Source organism: Bradyrhizobium sp. CCBAU 53340 (assembly GCF_015291645.1).
Taxonomy (GTDB): Bacteria; Pseudomonadota; Alphaproteobacteria; order Rhizobiales; family Xanthobacteraceae; genus Bradyrhizobium.
In genome coordinates this window covers 4585500-4604519 of the sequence record NZ_CP030055.1, presented here as the reverse complement: position 1 = coordinate 4604519, position 19020 = coordinate 4585500, and the positions used below count along the sequence as shown (strand labels likewise).

Sequence of the window (19020 nt, the reverse complement as noted above, 5' to 3'; positions counted from 1 at the left end):
CTGTCTGAAGATTCGACTTATTTGATCGAGAGTTGGCCCTTTACGGGGCCTTGTCCCGCCTCATTTGGCCTCGATCGTGCTCATGTGCCGCAGCCACTCGAGGAGATAGAGCGACACGGAGGACAGTGTGAACACCGTGACCAAGCCCATCAGCATTATATCATAGGGGGCCGGGTTGAAGCCGAATGCGAGGGCAGCCAGCACCAGCGCCGCATAGGCTACCTGGGCGACGGTGTTGAGCTTCGACACCTTCGAGGGCTTCATCTCGACCGGCTTGTCGAACAGCCAGGACACGATCACCGCGGCGACAATCATGATGTCGCGCGACACCACCAGGATCACGATCCAGCGCGGAATGTCGCCCCAGATCCCCAGCGACAGGTAGATCGAGACCAGCAAGGCCTTGTCGGCCAGCGGATCGAGCAGGGCGCCGAGTTCGCTGGTCATGTTGAAGCGCTTGGCCAGGAAACCGTCCACGGCGTCGCTGACGCCCGCGATCAGGAAGACGGCGAACGCCACCTCCATTTGGCTCGACACGATGGCCCAGACGATGATCGGGACCAGCATGATGCGGCCCAGGGTAATGATGTTCGGAATACTCACACGGCGCTTCCCGGCACCCGGCCTGACCTCGAATCCGGCCCGTTTGAAGGCTGAACCGGTTGATATCTACATAGTATAGGGCGGGGCGCCATGCGAGCCATTGCGCGTCCCCGGAATTCGACGTAACCAGCCGCAAACCCACTGGAAATCGGGCATGACCGACCGCAAAAACGGCCTCACTTACGCCGATTCAGGCGTCGATATCGACGCGGGCAACCGCCTGGTCGACCTGATCAAGCCAATGGTGCGCGCCACCGTGCGGCCGGGAGCCGATGCCGAGATTGGCGGTTTCGGCGGCCTGTTTGACCTCAAGGCGGCCGGCTTCAAGGACCCCGTCCTGGTCGCGGCCACCGATGGCGTCGGCACCAAGGTCAAGATCGCGATCGAGACCGGCCTGCATGGCGGGATCGGCATCGACCTCGTCGCCATGAGCGTCAACGACCTCGTGGTGCAGGGCGCCGAGCCGCTGTTCTTCCTCGACTATTTCGCCTGCGGCAAACTCGACCCTGAGGCCACTGCAGCCATCGTCGCCGGCGTCGCCGAGGGCTGCCGCGAATCCGGCTGCGCCCTGATCGGCGGCGAGACCGCCGAGATGCCTGGCCTCTACAAGGACGGCGACTACGATCTGGGCGGCTTTGCCGTCGGCGCCGCCGAGCGCGGCACGTTGTTGCCGCGCAAGGATATCGCCGCGGGCGACGCCGTGATCGGCCTTGCCTCGTCGGGCGTGCATTCCAACGGCTTCTCCCTGGTGCGCAAGATCGTGGAACAGTCCGGCCTCGGCTTCGGGGCGCAGGCGCCGTTCGCGCCGGTCATGACGCTTGGCGGTGCGCTGCTGACGCCGACGCGGCTCTACGTCAAATCCTGCTTGCGTGCGATCCGCGAAACCGGTGCGGTGAAGGGCCTCGCCCATATCACCGGCGGCGGTTTCACCGATAACATTCCGCGGGTGTTGCCGAACCATCTCGGCGTCGGCATCGACCTCGCCCGCCTGCCGGTGCTGCCGGTGTTCAAATGGCTGGCGGCGCAAGCCGGCATCGCCGAGCTCGAAATGCTGCGCACCTTCAATTGCGGTATCGGCATGATCGCGATCGTCGAGCCTGACAAGGTTGACGAAGTCGTGCGGGTCTTCACCGATGCAGGCGAGACCGTGGCGCAGCTCGGCACGGTGATCCCGGCCGAAGGCGAGCACCGCGTCGTCTACAACGGCCAGCTCGATCTGGCGCTGTGATGAAGCGGCGCGTCGCCATTCTGATCTCGGGGCGCGGTTCCAACATGGCCGCGCTGATCAAGGCAGCAAGCGCGGCCGACTTTCCGGCGGAGATTTCGCTGGTCATTTCGAACAAGGCCGATGCGCTCGGTCTCGAACGGGCCAGGGCAGCCGGCGTGAAGACGCTGGTGATCGAGAGCAAGCCGTTCGGCAAGGACCGCGCAGGCTTCGAAAAGGTGCTGCAGGCCGCGCTCGACGAGCACGGCATCGAGCTGATTTGCCTCGGCGGCTTCATGCGCCTGTTCACCGCTGAATTCACCAAGGCCTGGTACGGGCGGATGCTCAACATCCATCCGTCGCTGTTGCCTTCATTCCCCGGGCTCGACCCGCACGGCCAGGCCTTGCGCGCCGGCGTGAAACTGTCCGGGTCGACGGTGCACTTCGTGATCCCCGAGACCGATGCAGGCCCGATCGTGATGCAGGGGGCTGTACCCGTCAGCGATCACGACACGGCCGACACGCTGTCCGAGCGCATACTCGAAGTCGAGCACCGCATCTATCCTGCGGCACTGAGCCTGCTTGCGAGCGGGAAGGTCCGCATTGAGGGTGACGTGTGCAAGACTGCGGGAAGCGCGGCGTCGGAGAATTTTCTGGTTGCGCCGGTGGTGACCTGAAGCGCGGTCGCGTTTCGCCTTCCCAAATGAAATCCCCCGGCAGAGCCGGGGGCATCGTCATGATCTCTCGCGTGTCGTGAGAAATCAGGAGACCTTGAGGTTCTCCGCGGATGTCTTGCCGCGGTTCTCCACGAGGTCGTATTCAACCACCTGGTTCTCGTTCAGGGTCGAGAGGCCAGCACGCTCAACGGCAGAGATATGGACGAACACGTCCTTGTCGCCGCCGTTCGGCTTGATGAACCCGTAGCCCTTGGTCGGGTTGAACCATTTGACGGTGCCCTTTTGTGGCATCGTTAGTCTCCTCCGCTAGATACTAAAAAGACGCGGCCGCTTTTTCGCGCGCCACGTCACAAACGGGCTTCCGGAAGTCTGTTCGAGTCTTGAGTCTGTCGCGAAACGCACAGTCGAGCGGCCAATTCCGATTGTGTACGATATTCCACCACGAAAACCACGCGCTAGCAAGGCGCGCGCGAATTTCAAGACTGCATCGAAGATGCCCCGCTGCAATTTGCGACCTGTGGCAGCGGAACCACAATCAGGGGCAATCGCCTTGGCGGTAGTGTGCCAAACGGTTGACCCCTCGTGGCAGTTCAGCACAAATCGCCGCATCTGCTCGCCATCCGTGTTGTATTTTCGCGGGCCGCCTTTTGCTTCGGGATTAGTCGTCATGTGCTGCACTGAGCAGCCCCAAGGGATACGGCAGACGATCGGGCTGGACCGTGTCCGCCGGATCATGACGGCAATTGCCGTGGCCCTGTTAGTTACCGTGATGATGCCGGTTGCATCAGGCTTCGCGCAGACCCCGACGCCGGCGGCGTCTCCGACGCCGGTCCCGTCGCCGACACCGAGCCCGACAGCGACCAATGTCAACCAGTCCGCCGGCAGCAGCACGCTCGATCTCGGCTCGAACTTCCTGGAGCGCCTCGGCAACCAGGCTTCCAGCGGCATCAACCGGGCCTCACGCACCAATCCGGGTGGGGGCGGCGCGTCCGAGAGCACCGAGGGTCCGCGCTATCGCACCTGGTACGAGGGCTACGGGATCTCGATCCGGACCGATGCGCAGGGTGACTTCGTCGGCGACAAGCGCAAGACATTCGGCGGTGTCGCCGGCTTCGGCGCGCGGATCGCGCCGGGCGTCAATCTCGGCTTCTCCGTCGACCAGAGCCATACCGACATCGACGTGCCGCTCGCGCTCCAGTCGGCCACGCTCGACCTGACCCAGGTCGGCTTCAACGGCTCCATCGACAAGGGGCCGTGGACCTGGGCCTTTGCGGTGGTGCACGGCTTCGGCAAGGTCCATTCTATCAGGGATACCGGCTTTGGCCTCGCAACCGCGGGCTATCGTGCCGCGGTCGACGGCGCGCTGACCGAGATCGGCTATTACTGGACCAAGGACCAGATGCGCGTCGTGCCCAAGGGTGCGCTCGAATATGTGCGCGCCACCGGCGCGGCATTCCAGGAGGCTGGCGGCCTCGATCCCCTCAACGTCGGTTCGAGCGCGATCGCACGCGCGCGCGTCATGATCGGCGCCGAGATCGGGCGGTACTTCATCTTCGACCGGAAAATTCTGGACCTGTCAGCCTACGGCAAGTTCGTCGACAATTTCTATCAGGACCTCGGCTCGGTGCAGGTCAGCCTGGGGACCCAGAACATTATCGTCCCCGGCATCGGCGAGAGCCGCTACGGCATGGACGCCGGTGCCGCGGCCTCGCTCAGCCTGACCAATACCGCGCGGCTCTACGTCAATTACGACGGCAAGTTCCGCAACGAGCTGACCTCGCACCAGGGCACGGTCGGCTTCGAATACCGCTGGTAATCGGAGCACATCCTGAGACGCCGTCCTTCTCCAAACAGACAGGGCGAGGGCGACGACCGGACGCGGTACCTTGGTAGGCGGGGTGGCTGCCAAGTCCGAAATCGGCACCGTCAAGGGCACGAGGAGCAGCGCGGGGGGAATATTCAGCCATCCTTAAATCACTTCCGCCAAGCTTTATGCCTCACGCGGTCGGATAAATCGGATGAGGCTCAAACTCATATCGTCTGTGGCGATCAAATCGCCTTCGCAGCGCGCGCTCACCGATTATTGGGATCAATTGTCGGCCGGCCGGCGCTTCCCCGCCTTCACGGAACTTGACGCAACGGCCTTATCGCACGATCCAAAGCAGCTCGTGGTCTGGAGTATCGAGGGCAAAGGGCCCCGCCAGAAGTTCCGCGCGTTGTACCAGGGTGAGAACGTATCGCAGGCTTTCAACTCGGACTGGGCCGGCAAGACCATGGAAGAGGTCGTGCCGATGTCGTTGCGGCGAGTGACGCTGGATGCCGCAAAGCAGTGTGCGGACACAGGTGCTGCCGTCTACATGATCATTTCGACCATTGGCCCCAACGGCCGGCGTGTGGAATGTCACCGTCTGCTATTGCCGTTTGGCCGTGACGGGGCCGTCGAACAAATCCTCGCGTCGCTGCAGCTGACTATCGCCAACACACGGCGTCGGGTCCTCGGCGATTTCAAGATGCAAGCCGATATCGTATTCTCGGGTCTGATCAGGCCGAGCGCGACCGTGAAGCAGCCGGACCTCGCTGTATCGAACAGCGAGCCGGACAAGACAGCGGCGGCCGGGCGCGATAATCGCAAGTTACCGCGGCGTGCCGTGAAACGCGCTGCCAGGATCAGCTTTGCCGGCAAAAGGCTGACCTGCATGGTGCGCGATATTTCCGCCAGCGGTGCTTTAATCGAGGACGCAAATCTTGCGCTGGTTCCGGACAATTTCCGCCTGGTGATGGAAATGGAATCGGCGGAACGGCGCTGCACGGTGGTCTGGCGCAAGCCGAAGCGGATTGGCGTGCGCTTCGGTTGATGAATTGCCCGCAGTCAACTCATCGGCCGAGAACCTCACAGCCGCCGGATGGTTGAGTTTGCGCCGACAGAAGTTTGACGAATCCGCTTGGCGACTTAAGCCGGCGTCGTCGCGACATAGTCCGTCAATCCGAAGGCCTCGCGTGCGGCCGTCATCATCGGCACCAGCGCATTCGGATGGACGAATTCGTCGCGGAAACAGGGATAGGTCCTGGGATCGAAGATCTGCTTCAGCCAATCGACCACGATCTTGTGCCGCTCGGAGGCGCGGAACTCCTTGTGATAGGTCAGCCAGAGATCGGCGTGGTGGCTGACGCCGAGGTCGATGGCGACGAGCGGCGCGCCGAGCGCGATCGACACCGTCGGCAGGAAACCGACGCCGGCGCCGCGCTCGACCGCATAGAGCACCCCGACCGAGGAGTTGGTCTTGATTCCGACGATGCCGTCGAGGGATTTCAACCCGAGCACGCGGGCATAGGCGCTGTCGTCGACCTGCGGTGCGCTCTGCTTGATGATGCGGTGGTTCGGCAATTCGGCGAGCGTCGCCGGTACACCGTAGAGATCTGCATAGTCCCTCGAGACGAAGGGATAGATATGCAGCCGGCCGAGTTTGGCGACGATGAGATCGGGATTGGTTGGCGGCTCGAGCTGGATGGCGATGTCCGACTCCAGTCGGGCGACGTCGGCCTGCTCCATGGCACAGCGCAGGTCGACGGTGATCTTGCGATAGGTCTTCTGGAAGTCGATCAGCCGCGGCAGGATCCAGAAATTGCCGGGGCCTTCCGTCACCGCGACGCGCACGGTGCCCGACGTGTCGTTGGAGGATCGTGAAGCCCGGCGGAAGACGTTGAAGGCGTGCTGCTCCATATGCGCGACGTCGGCGATCATCGCAGCGCCTTCGTCGCTCAGCGTGAGCCCGCTCTGGTCACGCAGGAAAAGCTTGCAATCGATGCTCTCTTCGAGCCGGTCGATCCTGCGCATCAATGTCGTGGAGGTGACGCCGAGCTCTTCGGCGGCATTGCGGAAACTTTTAAATTTTGCGCAGGCTAAAAACAATTTCAAATCGTCCCAGGACGCATTTAGCGCTTCTTCATGGTGCTGCATCATTGCAGCACCCCGGTGCAATACTTGCTGCATACTCCTGATCTCCGGCCGCTAAGCTTCCGCCGATAGGGACGTGCAAAACTCCTGAACGATAGAGGGACGACATGAGTATGGAAAGGGGCCTGTTTGCCCCAAGGCATGATTTCGACGCCCTGCCGCTGAGCCCCGAGGTGGATGTGCGCTGCGCGCAATTTTCCGAAATCTCTGTGCTCGCGGAGATGGCGCACCGCCTGGTGCCGGGCGTTCAGATTGGGGCGATGGAGCTGGCGAAATATTTCGCGTTCGATCCGCAGAGCATCCTGACCTTCTCCCGGAAGGGCAATCTGCTCGGCGGCATGGCCTTCCTGTTTCTCAACGACCGCGGGCATGATGCATTGCTGCTCGACGATATCTGTCTGACCGCGCCCGAAACGCGTTATCTCGCTTCGGCAAATGAGGACGTCGCAGCCATCTACATCTGGGCGATCGCGACGACCGGCCGAGGCATCGCTGGTCTTGGCAAGGCTGCGGCTCATCTGCGGCAGATAAGATTTCGCGGCGCGGACTGCTATGCGCAGCCGTCAACCGTGGCCGGACGCGAGATCATGAAGGCGACCGGATTCGAGCCCGTTTCAAGCTTCCAGCCCGATCTCTGGTGTTACGAGCGTCCCTGGCATCGGCAGCCGATACGCATGCCGGGCGCGATCATCCAAGCAAGGAGTTTCACAGATGCACGGCACTAGGATTCCCCTCGCCAGGCCCGACTCCCGCGCCATCACCGTTCGCTTGGCGCGCGATCCGAGCGACCTCATGCTGGTGACAGCCATTCGCTCCGCGGTCTATCTCGCCGAGCAGGATTGCCCGTTCGAAGAGGAGTTCGACGGCAACGACATGGTCGCTGCGCATTTCATCGGCTACATCGGCAATGAACCTGCGGGCTGTTTGCGCGTGCGCTTCTTCGGCGATTTCGCCAAGGTCGAACGGCTTGCGGTACGGCACCAATATCGGCGCTCGCGTCTTTCGTTCAAGCTGGTGCAGGCAAGCATCGACTTCGTGAAGCGCAAGGGTTTTCGCAAGATCTACGGCCAGGCGCAGGATCGATTGGTCGATTTCTGGGCTCATTTCGGCGCCAAGCCGCTCGGCCACAACAGGAAGATCACCTTCTCGGATTTCTCCTACACGGAGATGCTGCTTGAGATCGAGCCGGGGCCGGATGCGATCACGCTTGACAGCGATCCCTACGTGATCATCCGTCCCGAGGGCGACTGGGACCGCCCGGGCGTGCTCGATGCCTCGGCAGGGCGGGCCGTAACCTCGCCCCTGCGGGACCTTGCACTCGCCGATCGTTGAAAAGGGTGCAGCTCTGCGCAAGACGATGCCGGTCTCCCACGACGATCCGCTGGTCCTGATCTGCGCGGACCTTCAGGTGGAATATCTGATCCCAGGGCGTCGCCACGTCGTGCTCGACGATGACGCTGCCACCATGCGCTGTCTGGGGCTGCTGGCGCTGTGGCGGAGCAATCTCTGGCCGGTGATGCATTTGAAGCGGATCGCGCAGGCGGCGTGGTTCAATCCGTCATCCAGGCTGACGGATTGGATGGCGGAGGCCAGGCCGCGTCCGGGCGAGATGACGTTTGAACATCCGCTGCCCTCGGCCTACAGCTCGTCGCGTTTCGCCGATTACATGTCCAGCGTCCGCAATCTGCGTTGCGTGATGACCGGTTTTTCCCTCGACGAGACCATCCTGGCGACAATCGTCGAGGGGTTTCATCGCAGCCACCGCTATCAGGTGATCACCGATGCCGTTGCCTGCCGCCAGCCGGGCACCGACGAGGCGGCCGCCTATAGACGGTCGGTGGTGAATGTCATTGCCAACTTTGCTACAATCCAGTCCAGCGCCGAACTGATCAGAGCCAGCGGCGCCGTCGCGGTCTAGGCTGCCGCGATCGGCGGATTGATGGGGTGGGACATTGTCTCGGGAGGACGAACTCAAGCAGCTGGCGAGCGATCTGTCGCTGGCCGTCGAGGCGGCGCGCCGGATCGGTCTGCCTACGACCGTCTATCTGCTGTCGATGGCGCTGGCCGAGGTGAGGGAAGCCGCGGCGGACGGCGACGGGAGTGACGACGGCGCGGCCTAAAGCATGATCCGGAAAAGTGCGAAGCGGTCTGCGATCCGGTCAGAAGCGGCCGACGGCACGCATCAGGATCTTGGATGCGTCGTCAGCATTATTGCCTGCATAGGCAACAAACTGATCGGGCCGCACCAGGATCTGCCCCGCCTCGTATTTCTCGCGGCCGCCTGACGCCGTGTCCTCAATCACCTTCAGCGGAGTGCCAAGCCACGCGGCGGCTTGCCTGAAAGCGGCTGCCGCGGCGCCATCCGCCAGATCAATCAGCGTGAAGCCGTCGCCGAGCTCCTCGAAGACGTTCTTGCCTGATGACAGAGGTTGCGGCGCCAAATGATGGCCGGCGCGCGCTGCATAGGCGTGCGAACCGATTGCGCTGCTGACGCCGCCTGTGGGCCCGAAAACGATTGGCGATCCCTCGTAATTTGGCTCGAAGGCGTTGACTTCCGCGCGTGCGCCAGACTGCCTGGCGAGCCAGGCAGCCTCGAAATCCGCCCGATCTCGCGCCGGATCATGCTGCCGGAGAAAATCCCGGTCGCGGAAGATCGATGTTTCGATGAAGTCGCGTGCGGTCGATGCGAAGACGGGGCGACGTTCTGCGTCGTAGCTGTCGAGCAGGCTCGCAGGCGCCCAGCCCTGCAGGGCCCCGGCGAGCTTCCACGTTAGATTGACGGCGTCCTCGAAACCGCTGTTGATGCCATAGCCGCCATAGGGCGGATGGCTGTGTGCGGCGTCACCGGCGATGAAGACGTGGCCTGCGCGATAGCTGTCGGCCAGCGTGAAACGCAGATCCCAGAAACCGATGTGCTCGATGTCGACATCGAACTCCGCACCCGCCGCCTCGTGCAGCAGGCGCCTGAAATCGAAATTGTCGGCCGTGGTGTCGGCGGGGACCGGGGCGTGGAAGAACCAGGTGGTGCCCAGATCGACCCGGCCGAAGAACTTCCAGTAGCCGTCGAGATCCGGATGCAGCACGCTGTAGAAGGACTTGCCCGGAAACCTGCCGAGCAAGCGGTGCAATTCGGCGGAGCGAAACACCAGCAAGACCATCAGTCGATCATGGTCGGAACGGGTCTGCGTTATGCCGGCGCGCTCGCGCACGACCGACCGGCTGCCGTCGCAGCCGACGACGTAATCGGCACGCAGGCTTTGCTGCAGTCCCTCACGATTGACGATATCGAGGATGACGCCGTCGGCTTCAGGCCGCACGTCCTGGCATGTCCATCCGTAGCGCAGATCGATGGCGGGGAGTTGCGCTGCCCGTTGCCGCAACACCGCTTCGGTCGCGTATTGCGGCAGGCGCTCATTGTCGGTGAAGTAAAATGGCCGAACCAGTTCGCGCTGCAGCCAGTTGTAATTGTCGCCGCTGAGCAGCGTGCCGTGGCTGGTCATTCCACCGATGCCGTAGTCGGGTGGAATGGTGCGGGCCGCCCGCAGCGCCGCCTCCGCGCCCCAGAAATGGAAATGCTCCATCGTCCGCTGGGTGAGATTCTGTCCCTTCGGGATCGGCTGCGGCTGCTCGTAGCGTTCGACCACGATGGTCTTGATGCCGCGCAGGCCAAGGCCGATCGCCAGGCCCATTCCGACCGGTCCGCCGCCAACGACGACGACCGGCGCGTGGATGTTCGCCTCAGCCTGCCTCACATCGTTTCCCCGTGCGTGTTCCGCGCCAATTCCAGGCGCGATCATCCGCCGTCATGGGGTGTTGCCGGTATCTCGTCAAGTAAAATCTCAATATGTGAGACTATGTTGTCTCACTTTCGACGGCATCGGAGATCTGCCGGGCCGCTTCGCGAACCTCCGAGCTGATGCGATCGATCAGCTCGCCATTGGCATGTTGGCCGGCGATCGTGATGCAAAGGCTTGCGGTCGGATAGCCTGCATCGAGGATCGGGGCGGCGATCCCGACCGCGCCCGGCGTCACTTCGCCGAAGGCGACGGCAACGCCGGCGCGCCGCACGCGCTTCAACGCAGCAAGGATGTCGTCGGGCGCGTCGCCGACGCCGATGCTGCGCAGATCGACAGCGTATCGCGTCACCAGCGGCATGACGCGCTGCTTGGGCAGAAAGGCCATGATCGAGCGCGCGATCGCGCCGCGCCCCATCGGCATCGGTCTGCCGCGCGGATAGCTACTGACCGGATTCACGGCGGATGCGATCGAGGCGACGCACAATATTTTATCGCCATACCAGCGCACGATCAGCGCCGTGCAGGGGTGCGCGGCCGTGAGGCGTTCCAGGTGCGGCGTAGCGGTTGCGATCAACGGATCGGAGCGGCGGCTGAGATAATCCATCTCGACCACGCGTGGGCCGAGTGCGAACCGGCCGCCGCGCGTCGGCATCAGGAAGCCGCTGTCCTTCAGGCTCTTCAGGTAGCGATACAGCGTCGGCCTGGTATAGCCGAGCTCGTTCATGAGCTCCTCGGGCGACCATTGCGGATGCGCCTCGGTGAAGAGATCGAGCACGGCAAGGACTCGATCCCGACTGTTTGCCTTGACCATATCGGCTCGATCCAGCTTCGTGTTCGGTCGTGTGACCCGGATTTGCGGAGGCCGCAAGACGACGGATACGGGCGGCTTGCACCGACAATAATCTCACTATAAGAGATTAAAGAAAGAAAAATAGTGCAGGGCTACCGGGGGAGGAGGCGCGCATGGCCGTCACAGCAACGGGCGAGGTCGTATCTGACACGATCGACGTCCCCGCCTATGTCGACCGTCAGCCGGTCGGTGCCTTCCAGATCCGTGTGCTGCTGGTCTGCGCCGCCGTGCTGTTCATCGACGGCTTCGACACCCAGGCTATCGGCTATGTCGCGCCCGCCGTGGCGCAGGAGTGGAAACTCGCGCGCGGCAGCCTCGGGCCGGTGTTCAGCGCCGGGCTTTTTGGCCTCATGATCGGCGCGCTGATCTTCGGTCCGATGGCGGACAGGATTGGCCGTCGCCGCATCATCCTCGCGAGCACGCTGGTGTTCGGCATCGGAACGCTGCTCACGATGTTCGCGCCTGATACGACCTGGCTGATCGCGTTGCGCATGCTGACCGGCCTCGGTCTCGGCGGCGCCATGCCCAATGCCGTCGCGCTCACGTCCGAATTCAGTCCGCATCGCCGTCGCGCCACCCTTGTCATGATGATGTTTGCCGGCTTTTCGGTCGGAGCCGCCCTCGGCGGGCTGCTTGCGGCCGCGCTCATCCCCGCCTTCGGCTGGCGTTCGGTGTTTCTGGTCGGCGGCCTCGTGCCATTGCTGCTGCTGTCGTTCCTGCTCAAGGCCCTGCCGGAATCGATCCGGTTCCTGGCCATGGTTGGCCGCCGCGACCATGAGGTGGCGGAGCTTCTGAAAAAGATCTCGCCGGGCGCGTCTTTCGCCGGCAACGCCAAATTCGTCGTTCTGGAGCCGAAATTGCCGGGCCTGCCGGTCGCACATCTGTTTGCGGAGGGACGCGGATCGGTGACGCTGCTGCTCTGGATCGTGTTCTTCATGAGCCTGCTCGACCTCTATCTGCTGTCGAACTGGCTCCCGACCGTGCTGAACGATCTCGGCGTCTCGGTGTCGGCTGCGGCTGCGATCGGCGCCATGCTGCAGGTCGGAGGCGTTGTCGGCACCTTTGCGCTCGGCCAGTTCATCGACCGCTTCTCGTTTCGCGCGCTGTCGCTGACCTATCTCGTCGCCGCGGCTGCCGTTGCGGCCATCGGCTTGGTGAGCCATTCGATCGTGCTGGTGACGATCGCGATCTTCGCCTCGGGCTTCTGCATCGTCGGCGGACAGATCGCCTCGAACGCGTTGACGGCCACCTTCTATCCCACGGCGATCAGGTCGACCGGAGTCGGATGGGCGCTCGGCATCGGCCGCATCGGCTCGATCGTGGGGCCGCTGGTCGGCGGGGCGATGCTGGCCCGCGACATGGGGGCGCAGCCGCTGTTTGCCGCGGCGGCGGTTCCGGCGCTGGTAGCCGCAATGGCCGCCTTCATGCTGGCTCGGCGGGACTAGCTCAGGCGGTGAAACGCCCAAACGGCAGCGCTGCTTTCCTGCAACGCTCATGTGCAGGCGTCGCCAACGAAATGGCGTTGCAAGTTGCGGCGCGCCGCAATAGCCAAGGTATCGACGTTTTGTTTGGACAAGCCTCGTCCCTGGATAGAGGCTGCGCCACAACGTCCGATGACGCACCAGCTAGGGAATCCCGTGATGACGATGCTGCCTAATTCGCAAGAAGCCCGGGATGTGGCTTACCAGCTCCACGCCTACACCAACGCGCGCACGCATCAGCAGGCAGGTCCCCTGGTGATCGAGCGCGGCGAGGGGCCTTACGTGTTCGATGCGTCGGGCAAGCGCTATTTCGAGGCGATGGCGGGCCTGTGGAGCGTCGGGCTCGGCTTCAACGAGAAGCGGCTGGTCGAGGCGGCGTATAAGCAGATGCAGGCGCTGCCGTTCTACCACACCTTCTCCGCCAAATCGCATGGGCCATCGATCGACCTCGCCGAGAAGCTGGTGGCGCTCGCGCCGGTGCCGATGAGCAAGGTGTTCTTCACCAATTCCGGCTCGGAGGCGAACGACACCGTCCTGAAGCTGATCGCCTATCGTTCGAATTCGCTCGGCCAGCCGCAGAAAAAGAAGATCATCAGCCGCATGCGCGCCTATCACGGCGTCACCATCGCATCCGCAAGCCTTACGGGCCTGCCCAACAACCATCGCTCGTTCGACCTGCCGCTGCCGAACATCCTGCACACGGGCTCGCCGCATTTCTACAAGGACGGCGCGCCCGGCGAGAGCGAGGAGGCGTTTGCGACGCGCCGCGCCGAAGAGCTCGACGCGCTGATCCAGAAGGAAGGGCCCGACACGATCGCTGCTTTCTTCGGCGAGCCGGTGATGGGGGCGGGCGGCGTCGTCGTGCCGCCGGCGACCTATTGGGACAAGATCCAGGCAGTGTTGAAGAAGTACGACATCCTGCTGATCGCCGACGAGGTGATCTGCGGCTTTGGCCGCACCGGCAAGATGTTCGGCTGCGAAACCTATGGCATCAAGCCCGACGCGATGGTGGTCTCCAAGCAGATCACCTCGAGCTATTTCCCGCTGTCGGCGATCATCATGAACGACCGCATGTTCGAGCCGATCGCGGACGAGAGCAACAAGATCGGCGTGCTCGGCCACGGCTTCACCGCCGGCGGCCATCCGGTCGGCTCGGCGGTTGCGCTGGAAAACCTCAAGATCATCGAGGAGCGCGGCCTGGTCGCGCATGCCGCCGAGCTTGGCGGTTACATGCAGGGCAAATTGCGCGAGCTCACCAGCCATCCGCTGGTCGGCGAGGTCCGCGGCGTCGGCATGATCGCAGCGCTCGAACTTGTGCTCGACAAGGGCCGCAAGACTGCAGCCGCGACTCCGGGTGCGGTGGGCGGCATGGCCAGCCGCATGCTGCAGGAGCGCGGCGTGATCTTGCGCAACATGCTGGATGCCCTCGCCATTTGCCCGCCGCTGATCACCACCAAGGCCCAAATTGATGAGCTGGTCGCGGCGATTACGGGGGTGTTGGACGATATGAAGCCCGAAGTCGCAAAGCTGCCGCAGGCGTAGGGTCTCTGTCGCTTCGTCAGAAGGTTCGGTCTCGTACCGTCACCCTGAGGTGCTCGCCTCTTCGGCGAGCCTCGAAGGGCGACGGCCCGACTGGCTGCAGCGGGGTGTTCATCCTTCGAGGCTCGCGGCGCGATGCTTTGCATCGTGCCACTCGCGCCTCAGGATGACGATCTAGCTTTGGCTGGCTACGCCCGCTGAACCCCGACCACGCGGCCTTTCTCGATGGCCAGCGCCAGCTCGCCGCGCTTCAGCTTCAATGCCGCTTCGCCGAACAGCTCGCGGCGCCAGCCGCGCAAGGCCGGAACGTCGGCCTGATCGTCAGCGGCGATCTCCTCGAGGTCATCGACGGTGGCGATCACCTTGCTCGCCACTGCATGGCGCTCGGCGGTCATGCGCAGCAGTACCTTCAACAGCTCGACAGTCGCCGCACCGTTGGAATTGTTGCGCGGTTTCTCCAGCTTCGGCAGCGTCGAGAAATCCCGCGCCAGACCGCGCTCGACGGCGGCGACGATATCGGCGCCCCATTTGGATTTCTCAAACCCCTTCGGCACCGAGCGCAGATGGGCGAGCTTCTCCAGCGAGTTCGGCGCGTGGGTGGCGATATCGGTGATGGCCTCGTCCCGCAGCACACGGCCGCGCGGCACGTCGCGGCTTTGGGCCTCCTGCTCGCGCCAGGCGGCGACCTCCATCAGCACCGCAAGGTCCTTCGGCTTGCGCACCCGCGTCTTCAGCCGTTCCCAGGCGCGCTCGGGGTGGAAGTCGTAGGTCTTGGGCGAGGTCAGGATCTCCATCTCGATCGAGACCCATTCGCTGCGGCGGCGCTTCTTCAGGTCGGCATCGAGCGCGGCGAACACATCGCGCAAATGCGTGACGTCGGAGACCGCGTAGTGCATCTGCTCCTTGGTCAGCGGCCGCCGCGACCAGTCGGTGAAGCGGTGGGTTTTGTCCGGGCGATGGCCGGTGACCTTCTCGACCAGGGCGTCATAGGCGATGCTGTCGCCGTAGCCGAGCACCATCGCTGCGACCTGGGTGTCGAACACCGGGTGCGGGATGATGTTGGCCTGGTGCCAGATGATCTCGATGTCCTGGCGCGCGGCGTGAAACACCTTCAGCACGCTCTCGTTGGCCATCAGCTCGAAGAACGGCCTGAGGTCGATGCCCGCGGCCAAGGTGTCGATGACGACCGCTTCCTCGGGGCTGGCCATCTGCACCACGCACAGCAGCGGGTAGTAGGTGGTCTCGCGCAGGAACTCGGTATCGACAGTAATGACGGGGTGCTTGGCCAGCCGGCTGCAGGCAGCCGCGAGGTCAGCGGTGGTGGTAATCAAATCCATGAACGGCCCATGACACTTGGTATCAGCCGTTCTGCCGAAAGTGCTGTGATGTCAAGGGGCTCTTGACGAATTCGAGCCTTGCATTGGGGGTGGAATCGCCGGAAGCGGCGAAAATTCCTATTCGTAACGGATCCGGTGCGAGGATTTGCGGGCGCAGGGCAGCGCCACCACGACCAGACACATTCCAACCAGCGCCAGACCCAGGAACTCGAAAACCAGCAAATCCACGGCGGAAATCTCCAGAAACATTGGTAGATTTGTCGGGGCTGCGTTGAGGGTCTGTTAATTCTCGTGGTTACCGGCGGCGGGGCGAGCCGGATGGTGGACGGGGAGTTAACGCCGGTAACCGTCCAAAACGACTTCGGCGCCCCGCATGGCGGAGCGCCGACGTTCGTTGGCCGCTGCTCTGGTCCTTACGGCAGCTTAAGCGAGGTCTCCGCATTGTAAGGCTTCAGCGTCTCGTCGGCGGCCTTCTGGGCGGCGACGAGGGCGTCCTTCGGCTGCTTCTTGCCGTTGAGGACCAGCATCACCTCGTCTTCCAGGTTCTTGCGCACCGGCACGGTCTTGTAGGTCGCGAACCACGGCTTTGCGACGTCGAGCTGCTCGACGGCGGTCTTGGCGTCGGGGTTCTTGCTCAGGAAGTCGACCATGTCGGGCGTCTTGTAGGCGGCCATGTTGGGCGCGAAATAGCCGGTGGCGCGGCTCCACCAGGCGCTCTTCTCGGGCGAGGTCATCCACTTGATCAGCGTCCAGGCGGCCTTCTGCTTGTCGGCTTCGACGCCGGCCGGAATGATCAGCGAGGCGCCGCCGATCGGCACGGCGTTGCGGACATTGCGCGGGATGAAGGCGACCTTGTAGGCGAACTTGGCGTTCTCGCGCACGTAAGTCAGCGAGCCCGTCGACAGCATCATCATCGCGGCGTTGCCGGAGATGAAGGAGGTGCTGACGGCAGGGCCAGGCGTGGCGCCGGGCGGATGCACCTTGTGCTTGGCGATGAGATCGTTCCACCAGGAGAGCGCACCGAGCATCGAGGGCGTGTCGTAATAGACCTCGCCGCCGAACTCCTCGTTGTAGTAGCGCCCGCCATTGCTCATGGTGAGCGTTTCCATCATCCAGCCGCAATAGTCATAGGCGCAGGGGATTGCGATACCCCATTGCGTGACCTTGTCGCCCTCGCGCTTGGTGAGCTTCTTGGCCCAGTCGGTGAGCTCGGCCCAGGTTTGCGGCGGCTTGCTCGCGTCGAGGCCGGCTTCCTTGGCCTTGTCGGCGTTGATGTAGAGCAGCGGCGTCGAATTTTGGAAGGGGACGCCATAGACCGAGCGATTGATCACCGCATTGCCGCTGAGCGCCGGGAAGAACTGGCCGAGGAACTGGTCCTTGGTGCTGCCGTCGGCGGCGATCAGGCTGTCGAGATTGGTCAGCTCGTTCTCGATCTGCATGTCGAGCAGGAAGTTGGCCGACATGATCACGGCCGCCGGCGGCTTGCCGGCCTTGATCGAGGCGCGCGTCTTGATCAGGGTGTCGTCATAGGAGCCGGTGTAGACCGCGGTCGCCTTGATATCAGGGTGACCATCGTTGAACTCCTTGATCAAGGTGCCCATGTCGCGGGCGAGCTTGCCGTCGACCGGAACGGGGAAGAACAGGTCGATCTCGGTTGGACCTTCACCGGCGAGGGCCGGGACGGCGAGGGCGCCTGCCATAGAGCCTGCCATGGCAAGGCCGAGCATGAGCCTGCGGGAGAACAGCATCGAAAAATCTCCTATTTGATGCCTGAGGTGACGAAAGAACTGATGAAGCGCTTCTGGAAAATCAGGAAGGTGATGAGCAGCGGTGCGATCACCATCAGCGTGCCGGCGGCGATGGTGCCCCAGTCCTGGGTACCTTCGGCGGTCTTGGTGAAGACGGAGAGCCCGACCGTGAGCGGCCGCTTGTCCGGCGAGTTGATCACCATCAGCGGCCACAGGAAGTCGTTCCAGTGGCTGGTCACCGAGATGATCGCGAACGCGGAGAAGCTCGGCAGCGACAGCGGCACGTAGATATGTCGGATGCGCTGGATCAGGCTGGCGCCGTCGATCAGCGCGGCGTCCTCGAGCTCGGTCGGAATCGCCTCGAACGCCTGGCGCATCAGGAAGGTGCCGAAGGCCGAGGCGAAGAACGGCATCATGACGCCGGCGAGCGTGTCATAGAGGCCGAGCTGGACCACCAGGCTCAGGTTCGGCACGATCAGCAGCACCGGCACCAGCATCAGCTGCATCAGGAACAGATAGAAGATCGGCGTCTTGCCGGCGAAGTCGAGCCGCGCAAAGGCAAAGCCCGCGAGCGTGATCGTGACGAACTGCACCAGCAGGATGCCGGTGCAGATGATCGTGGTGTTGAGGAAGTAGCGCGGGAAATCACCGATCTCCCAGGCATCCCGGATATTGTCGAGCGTCGGCTTCAGGCTCGGGATCAGCTCGGCCATCAGATTGATGCCGTCGGAGGACGGGCGCAGGGTCGCGACCCCCATCCACAGGAACGGGATCAGCCAGACGAGCGCGAGCAGGACGGTCAGCAGGAAGCCGAGCTTCGGCGTGATCTCGTTGCGGGTGGCGAGCGGGGCGTCCTTGTAGAGACGTTCGATCAGCTTCATGGCCCGCCCTCGCGGTTCGCCATGGTGCGGAAGGACAGCGCGGTGAGAGCCATCAAGGCGGCGAGCGTCAGCATCGTCGCGGCCGAGGCCTTGCCGACGTCGAAATGCTCGACCGCCTGTTGATAGATGTAGAACAGCACGAGATTGGTGGCGTTGGACGGACCACCCTGGGTCAAGACGAAGACGTGGTCGACCTGCGTCACCGCATTGAGCGTGGCGATGACGATGACGAACAGGAAGGTGGGCTTGAGTTCCGGCAGGATGATGTAGCGCAGCCGCATGAAGGGACCGGCGCCGTCGAGATGCGCGGCCTCCATGACATCTTCGGGCACGGACTGGAGGCCGGCGAGGAAGAACAGCATGTAGTAGCCGGCGTTCTTCCAGATCGTGATGATCATGATCGCGTAGAGCGCGATATCGGGGTCGCCAAGCCAGTTCGGCAGCACCGGCAGCAGCCGGCCGATGTAATAGTCGAGCAGGCCGACATTGGGCAGGAAGATGAACAGGAACAGCGCGGACGCTGCCACCATCGGGATCAGCACCGGCAGGAACAGCGCAGCCCTCAGCGCGCTGGTGACGGCATTGGTGCGTGCCAACGCCAGCGCGAACAGCAGTGCGAGGCCGATGCTCGGGACCGCGGTGCCGACGGCGTAGATCACGTTGTTGATCACAGCGCCGGTGAAAGCGGGATCAGCAAGAACCGCAGCTATGTTGTCGAGACCGACGAAGCGAAGCGGCGCCTTCGGCGTGGCGCGCTGATACAGCGCATCGATGATGACGCGCCCCATCGCGCCATAGGTGAACAGCGCGAGGAAGATCAGCGAGGGCAATAGCAGGAGGTAGGCCGGCAGCGAGGCTTTGAAGCGGGTCGTGAATCGCTTCGCGATGTGCAGGCGCGGCGGCGCCGATGCCGCGACAGGAAGAGCCGCGGGTTCTGCGAGGCTCATC

20 protein-coding genes are annotated in these 19020 nt (G+C 63.4%); 10 read left to right on the top strand and 10 right to left on the bottom strand.

Features of this window, described 5'->3' with window-relative positions; translation table 11 throughout:
• Positions 1 to 60: 60 nt before the first annotated feature.
• Positions 61 to 603 (bottom strand): CDP-alcohol phosphatidyltransferase family protein, encoded by a 543-nt coding sequence (locus XH89_RS21985; RefSeq protein ID WP_194462512.1) that lies wholly within the window; start codon positions 601 to 603, stop codon positions 61 to 63.
• Positions 604 to 757: 154 nt separating this feature from the next.
• Between XH89_RS21985 and purM the strand changes: the two genes are divergently transcribed.
• Positions 758 to 1831 (top strand): phosphoribosylformylglycinamidine cyclo-ligase, encoded by a 1074-nt coding sequence (gene purM / locus XH89_RS21980; RefSeq protein ID WP_194462511.1) that lies wholly within the window; start codon positions 758 to 760, stop codon positions 1829 to 1831.
• Positions 1831 to 2484 (top strand): phosphoribosylglycinamide formyltransferase, encoded by a 654-nt coding sequence (gene purN / locus XH89_RS21975; RefSeq protein WP_194462510.1) that lies wholly within the window; start codon positions 1831 to 1833, stop codon positions 2482 to 2484. Before purM ends, purN begins: the two co-directional genes overlap by 1 nt.
• 84 nt (positions 2485 to 2568) lie before the next feature.
• Here purN and XH89_RS21970 read toward each other — a convergent pair whose 3' ends face one another.
• On the bottom strand, positions 2569 to 2775 hold the full coding sequence (locus tag XH89_RS21970) for a cold-shock protein (RefSeq protein ID WP_057757870.1): 207 nt from the start codon (positions 2773 to 2775) through the stop codon (positions 2569 to 2571).
• 376 nt (positions 2776 to 3151) lie between these two features.
• Here XH89_RS21970 and XH89_RS21965 point away from each other — a divergent pair, with 376 nt between their 5' ends.
• Together XH89_RS21965 and XH89_RS21960 are read left to right on the top strand one after the other, a co-directional pair.
• Positions 3152 to 4300: an autotransporter outer membrane beta-barrel domain-containing protein gene (locus XH89_RS21965; protein WP_194462509.1), complete on the top strand. Its 1149-nt coding sequence runs from the start codon at positions 3152 to 3154 to the stop codon at positions 4298 to 4300.
• Between the two features lie 202 nt (positions 4301 to 4502).
• Positions 4503 to 5339, top strand: coding sequence for a PilZ domain-containing protein (locus tag XH89_RS21960; RefSeq protein ID WP_194462508.1), 837 nt, complete (start codon positions 4503 to 4505; stop codon positions 5337 to 5339).
• A 95-nt stretch (positions 5340 to 5434) separates the two neighbouring features.
• Here the strand turns inward: XH89_RS21960 and XH89_RS21955 are convergent, their stop codons facing one another.
• Positions 5435 to 6475, bottom strand: coding sequence for a LysR family transcriptional regulator (locus XH89_RS21955; protein ID WP_194462507.1), 1041 nt, complete (start codon positions 6473 to 6475; stop codon positions 5435 to 5437).
• 71 nt (positions 6476 to 6546) lie between these two features.
• Between XH89_RS21955 and XH89_RS21950 the strand changes: the two genes are divergently transcribed.
• Genes XH89_RS21950 through XH89_RS21935 form a run of 4 tightly spaced genes read left to right on the top strand, consistent with a single transcriptional unit; the run spans position 6547 to position 8559 of the window.
• Positions 6547 to 7164 (top strand): hypothetical protein, encoded by a 618-nt coding sequence (locus XH89_RS21950; protein WP_194462506.1) that lies wholly within the window; start codon positions 6547 to 6549, stop codon positions 7162 to 7164.
• Positions 7151 to 7771: a GNAT family N-acetyltransferase gene (locus XH89_RS21945; RefSeq protein ID WP_194462505.1), complete on the top strand. Its 621-nt coding sequence runs from the start codon at positions 7151 to 7153 to the stop codon at positions 7769 to 7771. Before XH89_RS21950 ends, XH89_RS21945 begins: the two co-directional genes overlap by 14 nt.
• A gap of 25 nt (positions 7772 to 7796) precedes the next feature.
• A complete protein-coding gene (locus XH89_RS21940) occupies positions 7797 to 8357 on the top strand; it encodes an isochorismatase family protein (RefSeq protein WP_194462504.1) in 561 nt (186 codons plus the stop codon).
• Between the two features lie 34 nt (positions 8358 to 8391).
• The gene (locus XH89_RS21935) at positions 8392 to 8559 is read left to right on the top strand and encodes a hypothetical protein (RefSeq protein WP_194462503.1); all 168 of its coding nucleotides are present in this window, start codon (positions 8392 to 8394) and stop codon (positions 8557 to 8559) included.
• A gap of 39 nt (positions 8560 to 8598) precedes the next feature.
• Here the strand turns inward: XH89_RS21935 and XH89_RS21930 are convergent, their stop codons facing one another.
• The gene (locus XH89_RS21930; protein ID WP_301267411.1) at positions 8599 to 10191 is read right to left on the bottom strand and encodes an FAD-dependent monooxygenase; all 1593 of its coding nucleotides are present in this window, start codon (positions 10189 to 10191) and stop codon (positions 8599 to 8601) included.
• A gap of 100 nt (positions 10192 to 10291) precedes the next feature.
• Positions 10292 to 11011, bottom strand: coding sequence for an IclR family transcriptional regulator (locus XH89_RS21925; protein ID WP_246767583.1), 720 nt, complete (start codon positions 11009 to 11011; stop codon positions 10292 to 10294).
• A 188-nt stretch (positions 11012 to 11199) separates the two neighbouring features.
• Here XH89_RS21925 and XH89_RS21920 point away from each other — a divergent pair, with 188 nt between their 5' ends.
• Positions 11200 to 12531 (top strand): MFS transporter, encoded by a 1332-nt coding sequence (locus XH89_RS21920; RefSeq protein ID WP_194462500.1) that lies wholly within the window; start codon positions 11200 to 11202, stop codon positions 12529 to 12531.
• Positions 12532 to 12726: 195 nt separating this feature from the next.
• Positions 12727 to 14109 carry an aspartate aminotransferase family protein gene (locus XH89_RS21915; RefSeq protein ID WP_194462499.1) on the top strand — a complete coding sequence of 461 codons (1383 nt, stop codon included), beginning with the start codon at positions 12727 to 12729 and terminating at the stop codon, positions 14107 to 14109.
• A 185-nt stretch (positions 14110 to 14294) separates the two neighbouring features.
• On the opposite strand, the gene rnd is transcribed toward XH89_RS21915, so the two are convergent.
• The 5 genes from rnd to XH89_RS21895 form a co-directional block, all read right to left on the bottom strand.
• Positions 14295 to 15443: a ribonuclease D gene (gene rnd, locus XH89_RS21910; RefSeq protein WP_194462498.1), complete on the bottom strand. Its 1149-nt coding sequence runs from the start codon at positions 15441 to 15443 to the stop codon at positions 14295 to 14297.
• A 117-nt stretch (positions 15444 to 15560) separates the two neighbouring features.
• Positions 15561 to 15692, bottom strand: a complete 132-nt coding sequence (locus XH89_RS41895; RefSeq protein ID WP_256439977.1) for a hypothetical protein — start codon at positions 15690 to 15692, stop codon at positions 15561 to 15563.
• Positions 15693 to 15856: 164 nt separating this feature from the next.
• Positions 15857 to 17191, bottom strand: coding sequence for an ABC transporter substrate-binding protein (locus tag XH89_RS21905; protein WP_194462497.1), 1335 nt, complete (start codon positions 17189 to 17191; stop codon positions 15857 to 15859).
• A gap of 11 nt (positions 17192 to 17202) precedes the next feature.
• Positions 17203 to 18072, bottom strand: coding sequence for a carbohydrate ABC transporter permease (locus tag XH89_RS21900; protein ID WP_194462496.1), 870 nt, complete (start codon positions 18070 to 18072; stop codon positions 17203 to 17205).
• On the bottom strand, positions 18069 to 19019 hold the full coding sequence (locus tag XH89_RS21895) for a carbohydrate ABC transporter permease (RefSeq protein WP_194462495.1): 951 nt from the start codon (positions 19017 to 19019) through the stop codon (positions 18069 to 18071). The genes XH89_RS21900 and XH89_RS21895 overlap by 4 nt, the downstream gene beginning before the upstream one ends.
• Position 19020: the final 1 nt, after the last annotated feature.

What these genes read in the sequence shown, in the direction of transcription:
- XH89_RS21905 (WP_194462497.1), bottom strand. Translation starts at nt 17,191, where the DNA reads ATGCTGTTCTCCCGCAGGCTCATGCTCGGCCTTGCCATGGCAGGCTCT.
- XH89_RS21915 (WP_194462499.1), top strand. Translation starts at nt 12,727, where the DNA reads ATGACGATGCTGCCTAATTCGCAAGAAGCCCGGGATGTGGCTTACCAG.
- XH89_RS21940 (WP_194462504.1), top strand. Translation starts at nt 7,797, where the DNA reads ATGCCGGTCTCCCACGACGATCCGCTGGTCCTGATCTGCGCGGACCTT.
- purM (WP_194462511.1), top strand. Translation starts at nt 758, where the DNA reads ATGACCGACCGCAAAAACGGCCTCACTTACGCCGATTCAGGCGTCGAT.
- XH89_RS21955 (WP_194462507.1), bottom strand. Translation starts at nt 6,475, where the DNA reads ATGCAGCAAGTATTGCACCGGGGTGCTGCAATGATGCAGCACCATGAA.
- purN (WP_194462510.1), top strand. Translation starts at nt 1,831, where the DNA reads ATGAAGCGGCGCGTCGCCATTCTGATCTCGGGGCGCGGTTCCAACATG.
- XH89_RS21960 (WP_194462508.1), top strand. Translation starts at nt 4,503, where the DNA reads ATGAGGCTCAAACTCATATCGTCTGTGGCGATCAAATCGCCTTCGCAG.
- rnd (WP_194462498.1), bottom strand. Translation starts at nt 15,443, where the DNA reads ATGGATTTGATTACCACCACCGCTGACCTCGCGGCTGCCTGCAGCCGG.
- XH89_RS21920 (WP_194462500.1), top strand. Translation starts at nt 11,200, where the DNA reads ATGGCCGTCACAGCAACGGGCGAGGTCGTATCTGACACGATCGACGTC.
- XH89_RS21970 (WP_057757870.1), bottom strand. Translation starts at nt 2,775, where the DNA reads ATGCCACAAAAGGGCACCGTCAAATGGTTCAACCCGACCAAGGGCTAC.
- XH89_RS41895 (WP_256439977.1), bottom strand. Translation starts at nt 15,692, where the DNA reads ATGTTTCTGGAGATTTCCGCCGTGGATTTGCTGGTTTTCGAGTTCCTG.
- XH89_RS21965 (WP_194462509.1), top strand. Translation starts at nt 3,152, where the DNA reads ATGTGCTGCACTGAGCAGCCCCAAGGGATACGGCAGACGATCGGGCTG.
- XH89_RS21945 (WP_194462505.1), top strand. Translation starts at nt 7,151, where the DNA reads ATGCACGGCACTAGGATTCCCCTCGCCAGGCCCGACTCCCGCGCCATC.
- XH89_RS21950 (WP_194462506.1), top strand. Translation starts at nt 6,547, where the DNA reads ATGAGTATGGAAAGGGGCCTGTTTGCCCCAAGGCATGATTTCGACGCC.
- XH89_RS21895 (WP_194462495.1), bottom strand. Translation starts at nt 19,019, where the DNA reads ATGAGCCTCGCAGAACCCGCGGCTCTTCCTGTCGCGGCATCGGCGCCG.
- XH89_RS21900 (WP_194462496.1), bottom strand. Translation starts at nt 18,072, where the DNA reads ATGAAGCTGATCGAACGTCTCTACAAGGACGCCCCGCTCGCCACCCGC.